This is a genomic window from Marinobacter mangrovi (genome assembly GCF_016798325.1).
GTDB classification, from domain to species: domain Bacteria; phylum Pseudomonadota; class Gammaproteobacteria; order Pseudomonadales; family Oleiphilaceae; genus Marinobacter_A; species Marinobacter_A mangrovi.
In genome coordinates, this window is sequence record NZ_JAERVO010000001.1 from 1,112,369 (window position 1) to 1,131,044 (window position 18,676).

Consider the following 18,676-nt stretch of genomic DNA (forward strand, 5'->3'; position numbering starts at 1 on the left):
AAAAAGGGGCTGATCGCAGGATCAGCCCCTTTTTCGTCAGTGCCGATTACTCGCATCTCAATTCACCGGACGAGCACCACGCACGAAAGCGCGAGTGCGCTATACTGCCCTTCTTTCAGGCACCTGACAGGGAAAGCAGTACATGCGTGCGAAGCGATTTGTGGCCAGTTCATTTGCACGGACGTTAGAGACCGTTATAGCCATTGTGACTGGTCTGATCATGATGCCGCTCATGATCCGGATTCTGGGAGAGGATCTTTATGGCATCTGGATCGTGATCGGTAGCATCGTCAGCTCGCTTTACCTGTTTGATATCGGGATGGCATCCAGTGTCACTCGCTTCGTGTCCTACGCGTTGGGTCAGAATGACCGCAAACGTGCCAGCCAGATTGTGTCAACGGCATTCGCTATCTATTCCGTCCTGGCCATAGTTATATTTCTGACCAGCGTCGTTATTGCCTTCGCCTCCTCCCTGATCGTCAAGAATCCCGAGAACATAGAGCTGGTCCGCATTCTGATTGTGATCGTCGGGCTCAATATCGCCATCGAATTCCCTTTCAAGAGTTACGCCGGTATTGCCGGATATCATCTCCGTCAGGACTTGATGTCCTACTCTCGAATCGCTTTCAAGATACTAAGTACACTTGTAGTCGCCTATCTCCTGTTCGCCGGCTATCAGTTAATCGCGATAGCCCTGGTCCAGTTTCTGTCGTCTTTCCTGTCAAACTTCGTGTTCCGTTATATCGCACGCTACCTGGAACCAGAGGTATCAGTTCACTTTCGAAGCGTCGATAAGGGAACACTCAAGGAAATCTTCGGGTTTAGCGCCTGGACCTTTCTTATGGACCTGGCCAGGCTGCTCAAGGAGCGGGGCGATGTCTGGCTGGTGGCCGCTTTCACGTCACCTGCCACGTTGACGGTCTATTATGTGGGCGTGCGACTGGTGGACTATGCGAACCAATTGCTCAATAAAGCGTTCGGTTTCACGCTGCCACTCTATACCGAGGCCTTTGCACAGCAGGACGACGACGCTCTCAAGCAAAAAGTTGTGATGTTCCTGCGCCTGAACACCATCGTTGCGGGTCTGATGCTGTCAGGCGGCGTACTGTTTGGGAAAGATGTCATCAGAGTCTGGATGGGATCCAAGTTCAATGCCGAGGACGCCTACCTGGTCCTTGTGATTCTCCTGACAGGCCGGATGATTGTCTTTATTACCAACCCTTTCAGTAACGTCCTGTTTGCGATGGCCAAGAATCGCTATCAAGCCCTGGTCTCTGTGATTGAAACCATCGCCTCGCTGGTGCTTATACCAATCTTTATAACCTTCATTCCGAACCCGTTGTTAGCGGCTTCCCTGGCCATATCGCTGCCCTTCACATTCACCCGAACCATCCTGCAGCCGAGCTATGTGGCCCAACACAGTCATTTGTCCTTGTCGCTCCTGTACACGACCGTGGCCAAGCCACTAGTCCCCATACTGACGCTGGCCGTTATGGGCTATATGCTGAATGAATATATGGATCTTCAAGCGAGCATCCCTCACGTACTGTTCGAAATCATCGGATTCAGTGTCATCTATTTGGGTATGCTCTGGCTGTTCGTTCTCAACGATCGGGAGAAGCAGCTTCTCTGGCAGGGTTTTCGTCGACTTGAAGGAAACAAAGGTACTTAAAGTCTTGCCCGCCTTCCCTGGCGGATTAACCCGTTTGAGGTGATCGACTACGCCATCCCGAGGCCGCAATGAGCTTCAGGAGGATGGCGTAAAATCGTTTCGAGAGCAGTGGAACGCCGCCCGCAGCCAATGCTCGCCACAGGAAATAAAGCGCGTCCCGTTTATTGCCCATACACAGCGACGTTGTTGCAAAGTGCATGGCGCATTCGGCTGCAACACGGTTTAACTCGCTCCGAGAGTCGCAGATTGTGGGACCATGGCGTTCGATGACCTTCAGCTGGCAGTCTCCCACCATGCGTACCCGGTTTCGCTTGGTCGTACTGACCGGATGTTTGCGGTAAAACTGGTAAATCTGCGGTGCATGAATAAATGGATGTTTGTACGCCAGCCGAATCCAGACCTCCCAGTCGTGCCCGGTTCGGAATTCCGGATTCCAATTATTGGCTTTAATAAAGCCAGCGGGCGCGCACAACGTATTCAATAGAACCTTCTCGACATCCGGCATGGACAGCAGATGCTTGAGATATTTCTTTCGGTCTGCCGCATGAAACGGGAGGGTTTCTTCGCCCCAGACCCGTTCTCCGTCCCTATCACGAAATCGCTTCACGCCACCGATGACGATGGAGTCAGGATGCTTTTCAAGGAGAGACAACTGATCGGTCAGTTTGCCAGCCGGCCAGATATCATCCGCATCAAGCGTGCAAATGTACTGACCTCTCGCCCGCTCAAAAGCCGTATTCCGGGCGACACAGGAGCCACTGTTAGGTTGATCGACCACGATGATCCGATCGTCGGCTTCAGAGAGCCTGTGCGCCAGACTCAACGTTCCATCCGTTGAACCATCATTGACAATAATCATCTCAAGCGCTTCAACGCCTTGCGCCTGAACACTGGCCACCGTCTCCTCCAGATACGGCTCTGCATTGAAGGCCGCTATGCAGACACTTACCACAGGACGATCCGCTGTCATTTGCCGACCTCCCCTATCCCCCAGGGATAACGTCAGTTAGGTGCGCACCATCAACTGATACATGCGTCTGGGAAGCAAAGACTTCAGCATGCCCTTAAACGCAGCCACATTGGGGCGATCGAGAAAAGATGCACAGAAAGCCCCAAAAGCCTGGCGGGATTGCGCCCGCTCATGAAATAGAATATAGCCTATCTTGAGCTGATTCTGTGATCGACAACGGCGAGCTAACTGCTTAATTCGGGACGATTTGGCGGTACGAATCACCTTTTTTGCGACCGCCGCCCTCTCACTGCATTGCTCCAACTGGCGCTGCTTTGAAACGCTGCCTTCGGAGTCCCGATATTTGTAAAACACCCGCTCCCTGTAAAGGATTGGGCCTGCCTGTGAGAGCCGGATCCACATATCCCGATCGTCGAGGTTGCGAAGTTTCTCGTCGAAGGCACCCACCAGTTCCAGCGACGAACGACGCGCGATAACGCTCGACGTACCGACAAAATTGGTTTGCAACAATACGGCTACCGCTGTTTCGCTGGGGATTTTCCAGGCATTGGGACCCGCTCGCTCACGAAGAACGGCCTGGAAAGTTGCGTAACGATCGATATTTCTGGAAATGCGAGTGGAAAGCTGGGCGTCGGTAACATCGAAGTTTCCGCAAATCATGCTAACGTCCTGATGCTGCTCCAACAGCTGTAATGTCGGCTGAACCTCATCCGTAACGACAACATCGTCGGCATCAAGGAAAAGCACATAATCGCCGGTAGTTTCAGCAATCCCTCGATTCCTTGGAGAGGCTGGTCCACCAGAATTCGATTGACGAATCAGTCGAACCGTTACCCCGTCTACATAGGGCTTGAGGACTTCGGCAAGGGCATCTGTAGACCCGTCGTCAACAATCAGCACTTCGCACTGATCACCAACAATGGGCAACACCGAATCCAGTGTTCGTTGAATGGTATTTGAGGCATTATAGGCTGGGATTACAACGGAAAGCTTCATACGCATTCCCTCTAATCCTTGCACAAGGTTCGAGCTAGAGGGTGTACAGCATGAGCGCCCTTTTGCCGACCTTATTGAAGGTATCAGCTAGACACGGTCTACTGGAATAACGCTTACTCACGGAAAGGACTTATGAGAGCCAGCGTCATCATCCCCTCCTATAATGCAGCATCGACGCTGCCTGAAACAATTGAAAGTATCTTGCCTCAGTTGACTGAACAGGATGAAATTATAATCGTTGACGATGGTTCGACAGACAATACAAAAGACCTTGTAAGTTTGTACCTAAATGACCGCATTCGCTACATCTGGCAACCAAACAGTGGTGGGCCGGCATCTCCGAGGAACAGAGGGATAGCCGCGGCAAGAGGAAAGTATATTTTTCTCTTTGATTCAGATGACATAATGCTTCCCGGAAAAATCGAGGATTCACTGGCAGCATTAAATGAGCATCCAGACTCAGGACTACTATTCACCAATTTCAAAACAATTGACGAGCATGGAAATACACTTAGAACTCGCTTCTTAGATAGCTATAGCTTCATAAAAAAAATCCAAAACAATCCAAAAAAAACTGTCTTTAGATTGCCCACACCAGAACCTTGGCTATATCTTTCAAAACAGAATTATATTGGTACATCGGGCGTAGTAATACCCAAAAACATCTTTCTTGATGTGGGTTATTTTGATGAAGAAATACAGAACGGCGATGATCGAGGAATGTGGTTTGAAATCGCAAAAAGATATAATATTATTTATCTAAGCAATGAATATCATGAATACCGAATACATCAAAACAGCATATCTAGTGGCAATGCGAAAAAACGAGCAACTAACAAAATAAAAGTATTAGAACGCCAACTCAAAAACAGTTCGACAACCAAATTCCAAGAAAGAATAAACAGGGAATTTCGATTAAATATAAGAAAACTACTATCAAAGAACTATCATGATATAGCTTGCGAACAGGTTAACAGCGGCAATCATCTATCTGCACTCAAAAGCATTTTCAGATCAATCGCACACTACCCCTCTAAAAACAGTTTATCATTATTGATGAAAATATCTTTGGGACAAAATTTACTGGGGAAAATGCGAAAAACTAAAAAGCTACTAAAAAAAAATGGATAACTACCTAACGCCCAGCATTAGTTTTCTCACCTTGGGGATTTTAGAAACAGTAACATCGACAACAACACCGAAAGCTAATGTAATTGCAATCACACATATAAAATACATATGCGGATTAGATTCAAAGAATAGAGAGCCAACTCTTCTACCAATAGCTGAACCAAACCCTTGATAAAGATATATCGTGAAAGCAAACGAGCCTAATGTGCAAAGCCCCATAACTGGCCGTCTAAAAATGAACAAAGTAGCACATCCAGCAACCGATACGATCAACCCCAAAAAAGAACGTTTAGATGCAAATTCGGCATGCCCCTCAAACCATACGTATTGCTGAATAAGAAAAGATATTAAAAACAACGCTAACCATAAATAACTACGGTTGTCTGAAAACATATCTTCACCGAATCTTGCCACTCCATAACCTAAGAAAAAAAATGGTAAGAGGTAACTTGTAGTACCCAAGGAAAAAATAGGCAAATCAATGTCAAGAAAAGGATAGAATACATATATACAGCAGCTAGAAATAAACACTCCCGCCCAAATTGAGAAGGAATTTATTATGTGTAACTTATCCAACAAACCCACAAATACAAATATTAAAAAGATCACCTGTAAAAACCAAAAATGCTCGTAAGGATAAACTATTGCATGAAACAGCTGATCAATCGAAGCTTTCTCCGTCACGCCAGGAAGAAACGATTTTGCAACAATTTCGAGGGTAACCACGGTCACGAGCGGAACAATAATTCTCCGGATCTTACCTAAAACAAAAGTCGAATAACCCCCGGAGTAAGCTGGCCTTAATCCGTACAAATAACCCGAAATCACTGTAAACAAAGGCAACCTGATATTTTGAAAAGTATATGCAAAATAATCATAAAACGATCGGGCTTGGTCCAGCGGACCATCATTCGTTATGTGCAACGCCACCACAAGAATTATGGCTATTGCTCTTAAGGTTTCTATGGCAAGATCCTTTGCTCTCATGTGATTGGTTCCAGCGCTATTTATATTCTTTCAATCTTTTTATAAGAGGAAATCTATCGAATCCCGTTGCGCTCCCTACGTCATAAATTTGCTCCCCCCCATCGCAACCACTCTTATATTTAGCAAGCTTATAGATAACCACCGAAAGCCCGCCGAAAAAATACCATTCGTAACTTTTTAAACCAAAGCTAGCCAAGCTAAATAACATATTCATCAACAGCCAAACTTGCATTGCTTGAACCGATCGATATAAAAAATCATCTTTACTAAAAGAAGATACATATTTACCTGCTTGCCTGAAATTTTTTATCATCGAAACAAGATACAATATAAACAGAACTAGACCGATCAGACCAATTTCTTGCCATACCTCAGCCCATAGGATATGCGATATCTGATCTTTGCCAGCAACATTCCAGTTTGCTTCTCTAGAGGTTCCCAGTCCGTGTCCCACAATGGGGCGGTTCATAGCAACGCGAAAATCGCGCCACCAACCATCAATACGACCTTCAGCAGACGCAGATTGCCTGGTGTCGTGACTCACCAGTGACATATATCTATCTTTTTGTATATCATTTAACGACATTGTTATAACTATAACGCCTGCAACACCAATCAAAGAAAGCAACAGCTTTCTTTTGCTTTTTACGAAGACACCAAATGCTATTATTGCAATTGCAAGAGCCCCAGAGCGGGACAAAGTTAGCCCCATAGTGTAGAGCAGAACAGGAACCAAAATTACGTACAAAAAGAACATCCTTTTATTTATTGGTGACACCACATAATGTAAAAATGGGAACACCGTCGCTATCACAAACGCTAAACCGTTGGGGTTAATGGTATCAGAGGGCGCACCCGCTAAACGACCTGCAAAATCACCATCGCCCAAATATGTCTCAGAACCCAAATAACCCATAGTAAGATTCAAAACAAGAGGTTCTATAATTCGTATTAAATTACATATAACAAACACATATACTACAACCTTTAATCTTTTTTCTGAGACGACCAAATTAACGGTAAAGAAATAGAAAATTGCTCCCTTTATAAACTCTATCAAACCACGGTTAATTACCGATCCAGGCCACTCAACAATAGGGAGTGTAACTATAGCGTATACAAATATCGCAAAAAGGTATTTCGAGGCTGAGTCTAGCTTGGGTCCAGTAGAGACCTTTGATGCAAAAATCAGGTAAGTAATTAACAATACTAATATGAAGTCGAATCGAATTAAGCCCAAAGGCGTAATTCTTTCAGGAAGATGAATAAAAAAACTTATTAAGTAAATAACGTATAACTTAAAAGGAAGCGCAGTCGCGGCCTCTAAAGCAGCTCCGACTTCAAGTGAGAAAGACTTCCCTACAAGCTTCCTAGTCATCCGGCTACCTCTCGATACATATTATGCAAGGCTTTGGCTGAAGACTCTATTTTATATTTTTCTAGTGCTTCTTTTTGATACTCTAAGAAAGGTCCCCGCCCTATTTCCAAGCACTTATCTATTCCATTAGCGAGAGACTGGTGGTCATTAACTTCGACCACTATTGCCGGAGTTCCTTCTATAACTTCCCGAAGCCCCAGGCATCTAGAGCCTACAAATGGAACGCCACTACAAAGAGCCTCCATCGGTTGAAGAGGACACGCTTCCCAAAGTGAGGGCATAGCAATTAAATCGCAACCTTTCATAACCGAAGATACATCCGACGCGAACGGAGCAAATGTAAAATTATTAGATAACATTTTATTTGCAACATAAGCCTGCTCTTCCCGAATAAAAGCGCCCGAGCCAAAACATAGAACATGAAGATTATCTAATCCTTTATATTTCAACAAATAATCGACAGCATCTACAAGGACCCTAAAACCCTTTTGCCGCATAAATCGACCAAAAAAACCTATTACAATTGTTTTTTCACCTAAACCAAATTCCTTCCTCAAATCAACAGCTTTAGATTCATAAAAATGAAGAGAATCTATTCCGTTTTTTATAACTACACTACGCTTTTTATTCAGAGAGGGGAAAAAGTTGAAAAGATTCTGTTCCGCATCATTAGAAACAGAATGTACGATCTCGCATCGACCAAGCACTTTAGAGATAAATAATCGCTTTATAGAACCCACAAACCCCGTGAACTGCGACTGATTCAAAACATCATGAGATGTTAATATCAATTTAGTGCGAGAAAATATTGAGGGCAAGAACGATACCGCAGCCGCTGTAAAACCATGCGCATGGATAATGTCTATGTCACCCTTCCTAGCGTAATGCCAAACCAACTTCGACATATTCTTTAGCTGATCTTTGTCGTCGGCTACAAGCTCACTGTTGATTATTTTATTTGATATGTCGGATTCAAGTAAACGTCCGCCTTCTGAATTTATCGTCAAAAGAGTAAATTCAATATTATTCGAGGGGAAATAATTAAACGTATACTTGAGAAACGTTCTAATTCCACCAACTGGCCAGCGCACAACTAATAGAACTTTAATTTTTGCTTCCACAGAAAGTTCCTTTCTTCCTTGTTTTCGGAGTTCGTGAGCTTAGAATTACAGATAAGACGTAGCAAAGCCGACACTCGATAGACGCTGTTGCCATAGGTTTCAATGATAGACACCCGAAAACAACTTACCATAAAAACCTTCAAACAATCACTGCTTTATTATAGAATATCACAGAAATAATAGACACTTAATAAGGAATCAAAAATGCTACGCCAGCTTGCAAAGAAATTGCCTTGGTCATTACAGCACCAGCTTAAACAATTTTATTACAGGAACCAGATTAGTAAAGGTACCTTCAAGTCTCCTGAAAAGGAATTCAATATTATCGACAGACTAATCTCCCCTGAAGACTGGGTTATGGATATAGGAGCAAATGTTGGACACTATACTAGACGCTTTTCCGACCTTACCCCTCAAGGACGGGTTATTGCTATCGAACCACACCCTATCACCTTCTCATATCTGGCGAGCAACGTTGCAGATCTGAAGAACGTTACTCTTATTAATGCCGCATTCTCCGACCATAACGGACTTGTAGGCTTTACTGTCCCAAACAATAACTTTTACCAAGCATCCATTGACTCATCTTCTGATTCGAAGGTCATCTGCATATCACCTGCTGTGCTTAATTTCGAAAATAGTATAAATTTCATAAAAATTGATGCCGAAGGGCACGAACCATTTATAATAAATTCTCTCGAAGACTTAATAACCAGAGATCGCCCAATATTAATGATAGAGCACAATACAGAGCTACTAAAAAAGTGGTGCTCTGAACACGAATATGAGTTTCATGACCTCGCCAATTCTCACAATCATATTCTTGTACCAAGTTCTAAATCAAAATACTCATAAGGAGGCTTCTTTATATAACCGGTTAGCGCCACAGATATCTTAAAAAGATTTAGTTTTAAAAAAACGCCCATTTGTATCAAAGCTTTATTATACCCTTGCAATATTGTCATTTCTAAAATTATCGCTACACTTGTAAATTACCAGCCTTATCTATTTAGGCATTCGTTAGATGAAGGGCTAATATCATGATTGCTGAGAGAAATATGGCTCATAATGCTTTGAAGAAAGGTGGTTTTTTACTCTTTGTCCTCTCAACAACCCAAGTGCTTGCTGCGCCACAAGTCAATTCAGTGACTCAGCAATCATCCGGAGGTGAGTTGCAGCTCGTTATTTCAGGGTCCGGCTTCGGAGAAAAATCCCACCCTAACCCATTGTATTATTTTGACTTTGATGAAGATTCGAAAGCGCAAAATGTTCAAGCGTCTGCCGTAAAGGATTCTTTTAGCACAAACGGCACAATATCAGCTGACTCAACTCCATATGGTTCAGGTCAAGTTCTTCGTTTTACGATAAAGCAAGACCCTTCTGCAGTAGCGATTCCTGGCATAGATTTTGATTCTGACCGTCTATACGTCTATTTCAATAGACGCTACAGCTTCTCAATCGCAGATTCATCAAATTGGGGATCTAGAGGCTTTAATTTAAAATCGAATAGAATATGGGGCGATACCGGAAATAATATTTACATTGGTTACCAAGGAAAAGAAGGGAATTCATCAGGAAGAATTTTTCCAGAATATACGGCAGAAGGTGGCGCAACCTGGGTAGGTACTAATCTTCCACAAGTTGAAGGAGAATGGACTCAAGAGGAAATAGTGTATAAAGCAAGTGATATCGGCGTTCAAAACGGAATTTTTGATTTATACCATAATGGAAATTCTGTTCATGATTCAGTGTTCCGGATGCGAACTAGTGATCGCCCAGACCGATATAGTAAATTGTATTTCGATCAAATAAGTAATGGCACAAACGAAAACAAAACCTTGTATATATATTATGATAACATATATATAGATGACACGTTCCAGAGAGTATATTTATCAAACGCGCCTACTTTTGACGAAGCAAAGGAGCGCCTCGTTCAAGTTCCTCTTAAATGGAGCGACAACTCCGTAACTGTAAAGTTGAAGTCAGGAAATTTTTCACCATCTAGTTCTTATATATACGTTGTAGATGCAAACGGCGATGTAAATAAGAACGGAGCCCGTCTCTGTCAGAGCGACTGTCCGTCACCACCTAACCCTCCAAAAGGCATTGGATTTAAATAAAGCGTCGACGTACTTTAATAAAGAACATCAAAGCGAGTCCGGCAAAACACAGAAAACCACTTCCGGGCTCGCTCACTTCGCTAACGCTTAAGTGGCTAAATTCAGAAGTTATTCCATATCGTTTACTTCCGGCATTTATCAACCCCATGCCACTTGGCCCCTTTTCTCCTAGCAGTCTAAATGGATCCGTATCGGGTTGCTTGTCCAGTATTTTCCACTCATTAGCGTAAAATGAAATTTCGTCAAGTTCGTTCACAAGCCAAATAGGCCCAAACAGCATAAATATCTCATACACGTTCGAGCTTATTTCATTAGACTCTACAGTTACAGGTTCACCCATTTCCGATGCAAATATCCAAGTCTTTGAGTTTAATTCAATAGAACAACTCAATAGCGTATCAGCGTCATCATCAAACACTGCTTGCATAGCGCCGGTGAAAGTATTGCCATTATCCAAATCAGTTATGTAGTTCTTGATGTCATATGTAATTACACTGGCATTTGAGACTGCGCTCAAGGTTCCAAATACTATTAGCAAAATCCATTTATTCATGGCGAGCCCTTCCAATCTATTTGTTTTAGTACGCTATCACCAACTTAACTGAACACAAAATATTTTTAGGAATAAGAATACTCAAAGTAACTCCACGAAATTATTAGCAACAGTCTCGACACTTTTCATACACCAGTCAAAAGGGCCAAATCCTTAATTTTATTTGAGAAATTTTTTGAATATTCTAGCTTAAAAGAAACCAGCTGTTTGCGCAATTCAGAATTCCGCTCCAATCCGATAACTATTTTTCTCGCAATATCGGCTGCACTATTACTGGTATATAAATACCCATCTTTAAAAACCTTTTTTGAAATATCTGTCTCAGATATTATACATGGAGTACCGACAGCTGCGGCCTCGTAAGCCCCGCAAACCAGACAATTCTCTCTACTTGTAAGGTCGATTAAAAGCGTAGCGTCGGAAATCAGCGCCAGATATTCTTCATGCGACACAAACCCTTCTAAGACGACATTTTTAGGCTTGCTCATCTCAAGGACATGTTTAGGAGGCTTTCCAGTGATATGTATATTAACGTCATACTCCTCGAGAATTTTTGCCGCTGAAATAACCTCCATATAAGGCTCATCGTCTGCCCAAGTACAAACCAAGACAACATAGACTTCTTCAGGAAGTTCGTTGGAACTTCTGGAGTATTTAGGAAATTTGGGTATTGGGTCGGTCAACACATATGAACTCCCCCTTCTTCTTTTTACTTCTTTTGCTAAATATTCGTTAGTAACTATGCTTAAATCTACTTTTCTTGAAAGCCAATAAGAAATCCACGACAGAATTCTATTTCTTCCTTCAAGAGGATATACACCTGCATTATGGGTATCCATAATAAGTCTAGCTTTGTGGAATGGCCTCAACAAAACCAGGAAGACCGAGAGTACAATTGAAGGATTCTGAAAAAAAATGATTTCAGGACTATATCGCTTTACGACCGTCGCGGTCTTATATAAAGAAATAATATAACGCTTAATTTTATTTCCTTTAATAATTATTTCATGCAAAGGAATTTCCAACTCTGACGCAAGTGATCTACTTCTTGTGTGACCTTCCCAAGCCAACCAAATACAGCGATTATTGCCAGCCATGACTATCTCATTTTGACATTGTTTCTTGAGTACTCGTATATATGAGACATCCCATATACGTTTTTTTCAAAGTTCTTCATATCATACTGAGCGGGATATCGTTTTATGCACCACCGATCGTCTAACGCTGGTCCATCCGGATAAGCCGCCACGGCGTATTTATATCCAGCATTGCTTATACATTCTTTTACTTCTTCATTAAAATCTTCGACCGTACCATTTGGGTAACAAAACATGTCCGCAGTCAGCCCTAGATTTTTTTTGATCATGCTTTTCGACTCCGAGAGTTCAAATATAAGTTCATTCGTTTCGAGCTTAGTTAATATTGGATGACTAACTGAATGACTTCCGATATCTAGACCGGACAAGGACATTTCCTTTAATTGTTTCCAGGTAACAGGTAGGTATTCATCTGGCACTCTTCCGGGCATTTCTACGCCAAATTCGGAATAAATATAATCAATGAATTTAATCTTATCGCGATTATTCAAGGTTAACGAATAGTCCGCTAGTTCATTCCAAAGACTGCCGGGAGAGCCTTGATTTTCCAGATTAAGTTCAAAATCATTTCGTAGCTGGTGGAGGGGTATAACTCGCATATCTACCGCAAACCGCAACTGATCCGGCCACAACCACAGGTCACCATTCACAAACCCCGTCGTAATAAACAACGTGGACGGTATCCCCTCCTCCTGCATGATCGGGAAGGCGTATTCGGCAAAGTCCGCATAACCATCATCGAACGTCACCACAACCGCATGATTGGGTACGTTCCCCTGCTCATGCGCCGCCAACAGCTCTGTCAGGTTCATCGGGTGGAAGTGGCGCTTGATCAACCGCATTTGCTTTCGGAACTGATCCACATGGATCTTGCCCGGCTCGTCTGTCGCCGAAAGCCGGTGGTACATCAGGATACGGGGATGGTGGCGCGCCAGTATGCGGGCGAGCTGCAGGCCGCCCAATGGGCGGGTGGCTTTGTAGATCAATTGGTTGAGTGTCATTCCCTGTCTCTCCCGCTCCGACTACACCCTGCGCAGGATCAGCTTGGCGAGTGACCGCCAGCCCTGCCAGTAGGAGCTGTCCCGCAGGATGCCCCGGAAGACATCGCAAAACGGTTCAATAAACGATCGTTCGGCAGCGGCGATGGACATACCGCGGCTGATGTACATATCCGCCCAGGCTCGGGACGCCAGCTCGTCCGGTACAGCGTTCGGGTTCGCCGTCAGGAACTTCTCCAGGATGCGAAACGCGTTGTCGTAGCGGCCCCGGTAGTTCTTGGACATCTGGCCGGGCCAGATCCGGTAGATGTAGGTGACGTCGCTGACGTAGCGGAATTCCCAGTCGACGGAATAGCGCAGCCACAGATCCCAGTCGATCCCCATGGGCAGGGTCTCGTCGAACGGCCCGTTCTTGTCGATGCAGGCCCGCCGGATGACCGCCGTACCAAAGGGGACGAAGTTCTTGATCACCAGGTGCTCGGTTACCGTTCCGCTGTGGCGTTCGTAGGGCTGGGCCTTGTCGATATGATCGCCTTCCTGGTCGATGTAGGAGACCTCGCTGTAGACCACCCCCACCTTGGGGTTCTCGAATTCCCGCATTTGCAGCTCAAGCTTGCGGGGTGACCAGAGATCGTCGGCGTCGCAAAAGGCAATAAATTCACCTTGCGCCTCATGCAGGCCCCGGTTCTTCGCCTGAGGCTGTCCTTTGTTCTCGGTGCGGATGTAATGGACCTTTTCGTCAGTCGCCAGCGGCGCTATCTGGTGGGCGGTGTCATCCGTGGAGCCGTCGTCAATGATCACGATTTCAAGGTTGGACCAGGTCTGCCTCAGAACCGAATTGACGGCTTCCGGCAGGTAGTGGCCCATGTTGTAGGTGGCGATCACCACGCTGACCAGGGGCTGGTTGGTTGACGTCATACCTTGCATATCGAGAACCTGTATTTGCCCGAGGCTTCCTGCGGGATCGCCTCTACATCGTTGATGGACAACGTGACGCTCTCGTCGAAGACTTCACGCAACGCGGCAATCAGCGCGGCATCCGTCTGGTCATCATAATCCTGGCCTTTCACGCGATTGATGGTCAGGGTATCCAGGGTTTCCTGGACGAGTTGCATCTGCTCAATTCCGGGGACTTTCGTCAGGGTCCGTTCCACCAGTGAAATGCCGGCGACCTGCCCGCCACTTGGCAATTTCAGGAAATCGGCGACACGGCCTTCCAGGCGCTCGAGGATGGGCAGGCCTCGCCCGCAATTGCACTGGCGGTCGGACAATACGCCGACGTCCTCCACGCGGTATCGAATCAGGGGCATGCCCTGGTTGTTCAGGTCGGTCAGGACGAGCTTGCCGGGCTGGCCCGGCGCGACTGGCCGGCCATCGTTGTCGAGACATTCCACCAGCACGTGAGGCAGGTTCAGGTGCATGCCGTTGTGCTGTTCGCACTCACAGGCGATCAGGCCCACCTCTTCACAGCCGTAGCGATTGGTGACGCGGCAACCGAAAGCGGATTCGATGAGGGCGCGCTCGTGCTCCAGCAGCATCATCGATGTCGCTACGATGCCCCGGGGCCGCAACTCCCGGATCCCTTCCCGATCCACATAACGCGCAAAGATGTAGATGGAATGGGCGTGGCCGAAGATGGCCTCGGGCTTTTCCCGCCGCCAGAGATTGACGAAATCCCCCATGGAGGCGTCATTCAGGTCCATGGTGTCCAGGTAGACGGTTCGGTCCAGGAGGTGGTGACGCAACTTCTGTTTGGTGGTCTTGGGCACCGGCGGGTTGCCCCAGACGGCGGCCTTTTTCACACCGAGGTCCCATCCGGACCAGCGATCGGCCAACAGCTGGGCGGCGTTGCGTCGTTCCTGGCAGGCTTCGTCGAAATACAGGTGCAGGGACACGCCGGTGGAGCCGCCCGTCTTGGCGGTGACCAGGTCATCCTTGGAGAACTCGTCACTGATAAACCGATCCAGGTTGTTCCGGATGCTGTGCTTGGTGGTGACGGGGATGGCCCGGAAATCCTCGATTGAGCGAATCCGGTCCGGTTTGATGCCGTGCTCTCGGAACAATCCCCGGTAGTACGGGCTGTGCCGGGCCGCGTAGCGAACCATCTCCTGCACCCGCTGCCATTGCATCGTTTCCAGTTCTGCGCGGGGCCACCACTGTTGACGCTCCAGGTTCTTCCATTCTTCCAGGCGCCGGCTGCGGTCCTTGAGATCCCAGAGTGGGTAGAAAACGTGTCGGGAGAGGTGCGTCAGCATGCCCAGGCCTCCCTGGCCATCAGCCGCTCGTAAAGCGCCACATGATGCGCCAGCATGGTATCCACCGAGTACTGACGGGTGACTTTCAACTTCCCTGCCCCACCCATTTTTCTCCTCAATTCGGGTTGTTCCGTTAACGTGGCGATGTGGCGTGCCAGTCCCTCGACATCGCCCACTTCGATGAGAAAGCCATTCTCTCCCTCTGACACGATTTCCGCATTACCGCCGGTTCGCGTGCAGATCACGGGCTTGCCGCATCGCATGTACTCGATGATCGCGTTGGAAAAGCCTTCCGACTCCGAACAGAGCACGGCAATGTCGAAGTCCCGTATAAAGTGCTCCGGTTCGGGCTGGCTGCCATGAAACGCCACGCGGCCGGCGATGCCCAGTTCACGTGCCAGCGCTTCGTAGGCGGCGCTGTCCCCGCCGCCAACCACGCTCAGTTGAACGTTACCGCCGTCTGCGGCGACCTGACCCACCGCCCGGATCAGATCATCGATCCGCTTGATTGGCCTCAGGTTCGCGACGATCCCGATGCGAACGGCATCCGAAGCGGACGCATCCGGCGGTTCCGGCGTCTCTCCCAGGTTCGGATAGCCGTTGTAAATGACGTGGAGCTTGTCTGCGGGGAGGTTTTCGGACTCACCGGTGATCCGGGCCACCGCCTGGCTGTTGCAGATCGCCGCGGAAACCCATCGGCCGGTCAATTTCAGCGCATTCAGATAGAGCGGCGAATACCAGAAGCCCATGTCGCGCCGGGAAATGATGGTGCGGATGCCGGCCAGCCGCATCATGGGCGGGCACAGCACCGAGGCATCGTTAAAAAAGACGTGAACCAAGCCGAAGCCTTCCGATTGCAGGCGACGCGCGTAGCGATAAACCGTCCACCAGCTGGCCGGGCTGGACAGGCTGCCCACGCCGAGCTCTTCAACCGGTACCGGGAAGTGGCCACTGCGCGAATAGTCCGTCCCACGCAGCACCGCAAAACGGACGTCCCAGCCCAGGTCCGTCAGCCCACGCACAAGTTTCAGCACCTGACTTTCCGTGCCGGCATGAGGATGGTTGTACTGGTCCATGATGAGGCTGATTTTCATCGTTGCGCCTGCTCGTATACGGTCATGTAGCGCTGGCACATGGCCTCGCCGGAAAAATCCCGCTCCACCCGTGATCGGGCCCAGGCCACGCGTTTGTTGCGTTCTGCCTCGTCGGACAGGCATTCGACGATGCTTTTGGCGACTGAGGCGCTTTCGGTCGCGTCCACCAGGTAGCCGCCAAAATCGTTGCCCAGTACGGCACCGATCTCGCCGACATTGGACGCCACGACCGGCAACTCCAGGGCCATGGCTTCCAGCAGCGATATCGGGAGCCCTTCTGTCCGGGAAGGCATGCACAGCACATCGCATGCGGCCATCAGGGCGGGCACGGTGTTGCAGTAGCCCGGCATGATGACCTGATGCTGCAGCCCTTCCGCCACGATCTGGTCCGTCAGGGCCTGACGTTCCCGCCCTTCCCCGATGAGCATCAAACCGATACCGGGGAAGCGGGATTTGAGCATGGACAGGGCACCCACCAATCGCTCGAACCCCTTCTCGCGGGAGAGGCGTCCGACACCCAGCAGGACCGGGTGATGATTGTCGATGAAGGTCTGCAGTTCCTCCGGTAATTCGGTGTTTGCCGACTCCCGCAGGCTTTCGGTATCCAGGCCGTTCGGGATGACGGTCAGTAACGATGACCGCGCGATACCCGGCGGTATGTCGAACCGCATGGCCTCGGAGACCACCACGATGCGGTTCAGGCGTCGCAGGATGAGCCGGTCCAATGCCTCGTACAGCCAGGCCTTGGTGTAGCGGGCGGCTTTGACGTAGCCGTGCAGCGTGGCCACCATGGGCAGCCGGCGCATGAAGGCCGGCCACATGCCCATCAAGACATTGAATTTGTAGCCGTGGGAGTGAAGCAGCTCGTAACCTTCCGTCTGCGCCCAGCGCAGAATGCGCAGCGCTTCCGAGGGGTTGAACCCGGGCCGCATCCGCCAGGGATGAACCGGCAGCCCCAGCCGACGGGCCTCAACCTCAATGGCCTTGTCGCCCACATCCAGCTCACCGGCGCTGAGGATCATGGGTGAGAGCCCCATGGCCAGCTGCTGGGAAACCAGTGTCAGTAACATCTTTTCGGCACCATAGAGCCCACCGCTATCGATGAGGTGCAGTACTTTTCCCACTAACCTTTCCTTGGATTCCAGATCACTTTCTTCTCGCCCCGCATAAAGGCGCGAGTCGCCTGGTAACAGGCCATGTTGAGAAGCATCAGGTAGTACGGCGCGGCCATGTAGAACGGCAGGTTCCGGCCGTCTCGCTCGCGTCGCTGACCCAGCCAAGCAAACAGGTACATCGCGATGAGCCCCAACAGGCAGAGCCCGTAGATGCCCCCGCGGTTCGCGAGCAATACCGCACTCACGGTCAATACGATCTGTGGCACAAACGCCAGATAGCGCAGGACCTTGTGGGACAGCAGCTGAATGGCGAATCGACCAAAGCGCAACGGATTGAGCAGCACTCGCATGTCCCGCAACGCCCACAATGCCCGCAAGGTCACGCGAACCCGCATGGAAAACTCGCTGGCTCCGTCCTGAAGGGCTTCTTCGCGCAACAGCGCCTCTGGTTCGTAGACCACACGCTGACCCTGCTCCACCACTTTCAGGGGCTGCACAAAATCCGGGAGCTGGTCGGGGCGCAGGGGCTGGTAGAGCGATCGGCGCATGGCGTCGATACCGCCGTCGACACCCACGATGGAACCCACGCGGGTTTCCTGGTGGCGTAGCCAGTTCTCATATTTCATGTAGGCGCTGCAGCCATCGCCCACCAGATGGCCCGCGTCGTTGACGTAGACCATCTTGCCGGTCACGTAACCCACCTGCGGGTCGGCAAAGTTGCGCACCAGTTTGCGCAGGGCCGCGGCATCCCATTCGGAATTGGCGTCGGAGAACGCAATGATGTCGCCCTGGGCTTCCGGCACGATGCGGTTCAAACCGGCGGTCTTGCCCTGGCGAGGCGCCTGCCGGAACAGGCGAATGGGTGAAGCGCTGTCTGCAGCCACGGCACGCACGATATCGTCCGTGCCGTCCTCGGATTCGTCGGAGACCACCAGGATTTCCAGACGGTCGACCGGATAGTCCAGGGCCAGTTTATTGCGCAGCGTGGTCTCGATGTCCTTTGCTTCGTTATAGGCGGCAATCAGGATCGAGACATGCGGCAGGTCTTCCTCATCCTGTTCGATCGTGCGGGGTTGTTGGCCCCACAGATACACCAACAGCGGATAGCCCAGGTAGATGTAGAGCAGCAGGAGTAGCGAAAGCCAAAACAGCAGGATCAGCATAATGGTTGCCCGTAAACACCGTT

The 18,676-nt window shown here is 48.6% G+C and carries 17 protein-coding genes; 4 read left to right on the plus strand and 13 right to left on the minus strand.

The features are described from left to right. Positions 1-142: 142 nt before the first annotated feature. Positions 143-1,672, plus strand: a complete 1,530-nt coding sequence (locus JL474_RS04895; RefSeq protein ID WP_203141125.1) for an oligosaccharide flippase family protein — start codon at positions 143-145, stop codon at positions 1,670-1,672. A gap of 25 nt (positions 1,673-1,697) precedes the next feature. Here JL474_RS04895 and JL474_RS04900 read toward each other — a convergent pair whose 3' ends face one another. Next, the gene (locus tag JL474_RS04900) at positions 1,698-2,642 is read right to left on the minus strand and encodes a glycosyltransferase family 2 protein (protein ID WP_203141126.1); all 945 of its coding nucleotides are present in this window, start codon (positions 2,640-2,642) and stop codon (positions 1,698-1,700) included. Positions 2,643-2,678: 36 nt separating this feature from the next. Then, positions 2,679-3,644 carry a glycosyltransferase family 2 protein gene (locus JL474_RS04905; protein ID WP_203141127.1) on the minus strand — a complete coding sequence of 322 codons (966 nt, stop codon included), beginning with the start codon at positions 3,642-3,644 and terminating at the stop codon, positions 2,679-2,681. 126 nt (positions 3,645-3,770) lie between these two features. On the opposite strand from JL474_RS04905, the gene JL474_RS04910 reads away from it, so the two are divergent. Further along, a complete protein-coding gene (locus JL474_RS04910) occupies positions 3,771-4,769 on the plus strand; it encodes a glycosyltransferase family 2 protein (RefSeq protein WP_203141128.1) in 999 nt (332 codons plus the stop codon). Here JL474_RS04910 and JL474_RS04915 read toward each other — a convergent pair whose 3' ends face one another. Genes JL474_RS04915 through JL474_RS21680 form a run of 3 tightly spaced genes read right to left on the minus strand, consistent with a single transcriptional unit; the run spans position 4,770 to position 8,255 of the window. Next, the gene (locus JL474_RS04915) at positions 4,770-5,756 is read right to left on the minus strand and encodes an acyltransferase family protein (RefSeq protein ID WP_203141129.1); all 987 of its coding nucleotides are present in this window, start codon (positions 5,754-5,756) and stop codon (positions 4,770-4,772) included. 16 nt (positions 5,757-5,772) lie between these two features. Then, on the minus strand, positions 5,773-7,134 hold the full coding sequence (locus tag JL474_RS04920) for an O-antigen ligase family protein (protein WP_203141130.1): 1,362 nt from the start codon (positions 7,132-7,134) through the stop codon (positions 5,773-5,775). Then, positions 7,131-8,255: a glycosyltransferase family 4 protein gene (locus JL474_RS21680; protein ID WP_203141131.1), complete on the minus strand. Its 1,125-nt coding sequence runs from the start codon at positions 8,253-8,255 to the stop codon at positions 7,131-7,133. The genes JL474_RS04920 and JL474_RS21680 overlap by 4 nt, the downstream gene beginning before the upstream one ends. A 204-nt stretch (positions 8,256-8,459) precedes the next feature. On the opposite strand from JL474_RS21680, the gene JL474_RS04930 reads away from it, so the two are divergent. After that, positions 8,460-9,110, plus strand: a complete 651-nt coding sequence (locus JL474_RS04930) for an FkbM family methyltransferase (protein ID WP_203141132.1) — start codon at positions 8,460-8,462, stop codon at positions 9,108-9,110. A gap of 185 nt (positions 9,111-9,295) precedes the next feature. Continuing rightward, positions 9,296-10,378: a hypothetical protein gene (locus JL474_RS04935; RefSeq protein ID WP_203141133.1), complete on the plus strand. Its 1,083-nt coding sequence runs from the start codon at positions 9,296-9,298 to the stop codon at positions 10,376-10,378. On the opposite strand, the gene JL474_RS04940 is transcribed toward JL474_RS04935, so the two are convergent. The 8 genes from JL474_RS04940 to JL474_RS04975 form a co-directional block, all read right to left on the minus strand. After that, positions 10,371-10,931: a hypothetical protein gene (locus tag JL474_RS04940; RefSeq protein ID WP_203141134.1), complete on the minus strand. Its 561-nt coding sequence runs from the start codon at positions 10,929-10,931 to the stop codon at positions 10,371-10,373. The two genes, JL474_RS04935 and JL474_RS04940, sit on opposite strands and share 8 nt — an antisense overlap. Positions 10,932-11,056: 125 nt before the next feature. Continuing rightward, entirely contained in the window at positions 11,057-12,028 is a 972-nt protein-coding gene (locus JL474_RS04945; RefSeq protein ID WP_203141135.1) for a glycosyltransferase, read from the minus strand. A gap of 2 nt (positions 12,029-12,030) precedes the next feature. Next, entirely contained in the window at positions 12,031-13,029 is a 999-nt protein-coding gene (locus JL474_RS04950; RefSeq protein WP_203141136.1) for a polysaccharide deacetylase family protein, read from the minus strand. A gap of 21 nt (positions 13,030-13,050) precedes the next feature. Beyond that, entirely contained in the window at positions 13,051-13,944 is an 894-nt protein-coding gene (locus tag JL474_RS04955) for a glycosyltransferase family 2 protein (RefSeq protein WP_203141137.1), read from the minus strand. Next, on the minus strand, positions 13,941-15,281 hold the full coding sequence (locus JL474_RS04960; RefSeq protein ID WP_203141138.1) for a phenylacetate--CoA ligase family protein: 1,341 nt from the start codon (positions 15,279-15,281) through the stop codon (positions 13,941-13,943). The genes JL474_RS04955 and JL474_RS04960 overlap by 4 nt, the downstream gene beginning before the upstream one ends. Continuing rightward, entirely contained in the window at positions 15,275-16,375 is a 1,101-nt protein-coding gene (locus tag JL474_RS04965; RefSeq protein WP_203141139.1) for a glycosyltransferase family 4 protein, read from the minus strand. Before JL474_RS04965 ends, JL474_RS04960 begins: the two co-directional genes overlap by 7 nt. After that, positions 16,372-17,499 (minus strand): glycosyltransferase, encoded by a 1,128-nt coding sequence (locus JL474_RS04970; RefSeq protein WP_203141140.1) that lies wholly within the window; start codon positions 17,497-17,499, stop codon positions 16,372-16,374. Before JL474_RS04970 ends, JL474_RS04965 begins: the two co-directional genes overlap by 4 nt. Next, on the minus strand, positions 17,499-18,653 hold the full coding sequence (locus JL474_RS04975) for a glycosyltransferase family 2 protein (RefSeq protein WP_203141141.1): 1,155 nt from the start codon (positions 18,651-18,653) through the stop codon (positions 17,499-17,501). Before JL474_RS04975 ends, JL474_RS04970 begins: the two co-directional genes overlap by 1 nt. Between the last annotated feature and the right edge of the window lie 23 nt (positions 18,654-18,676).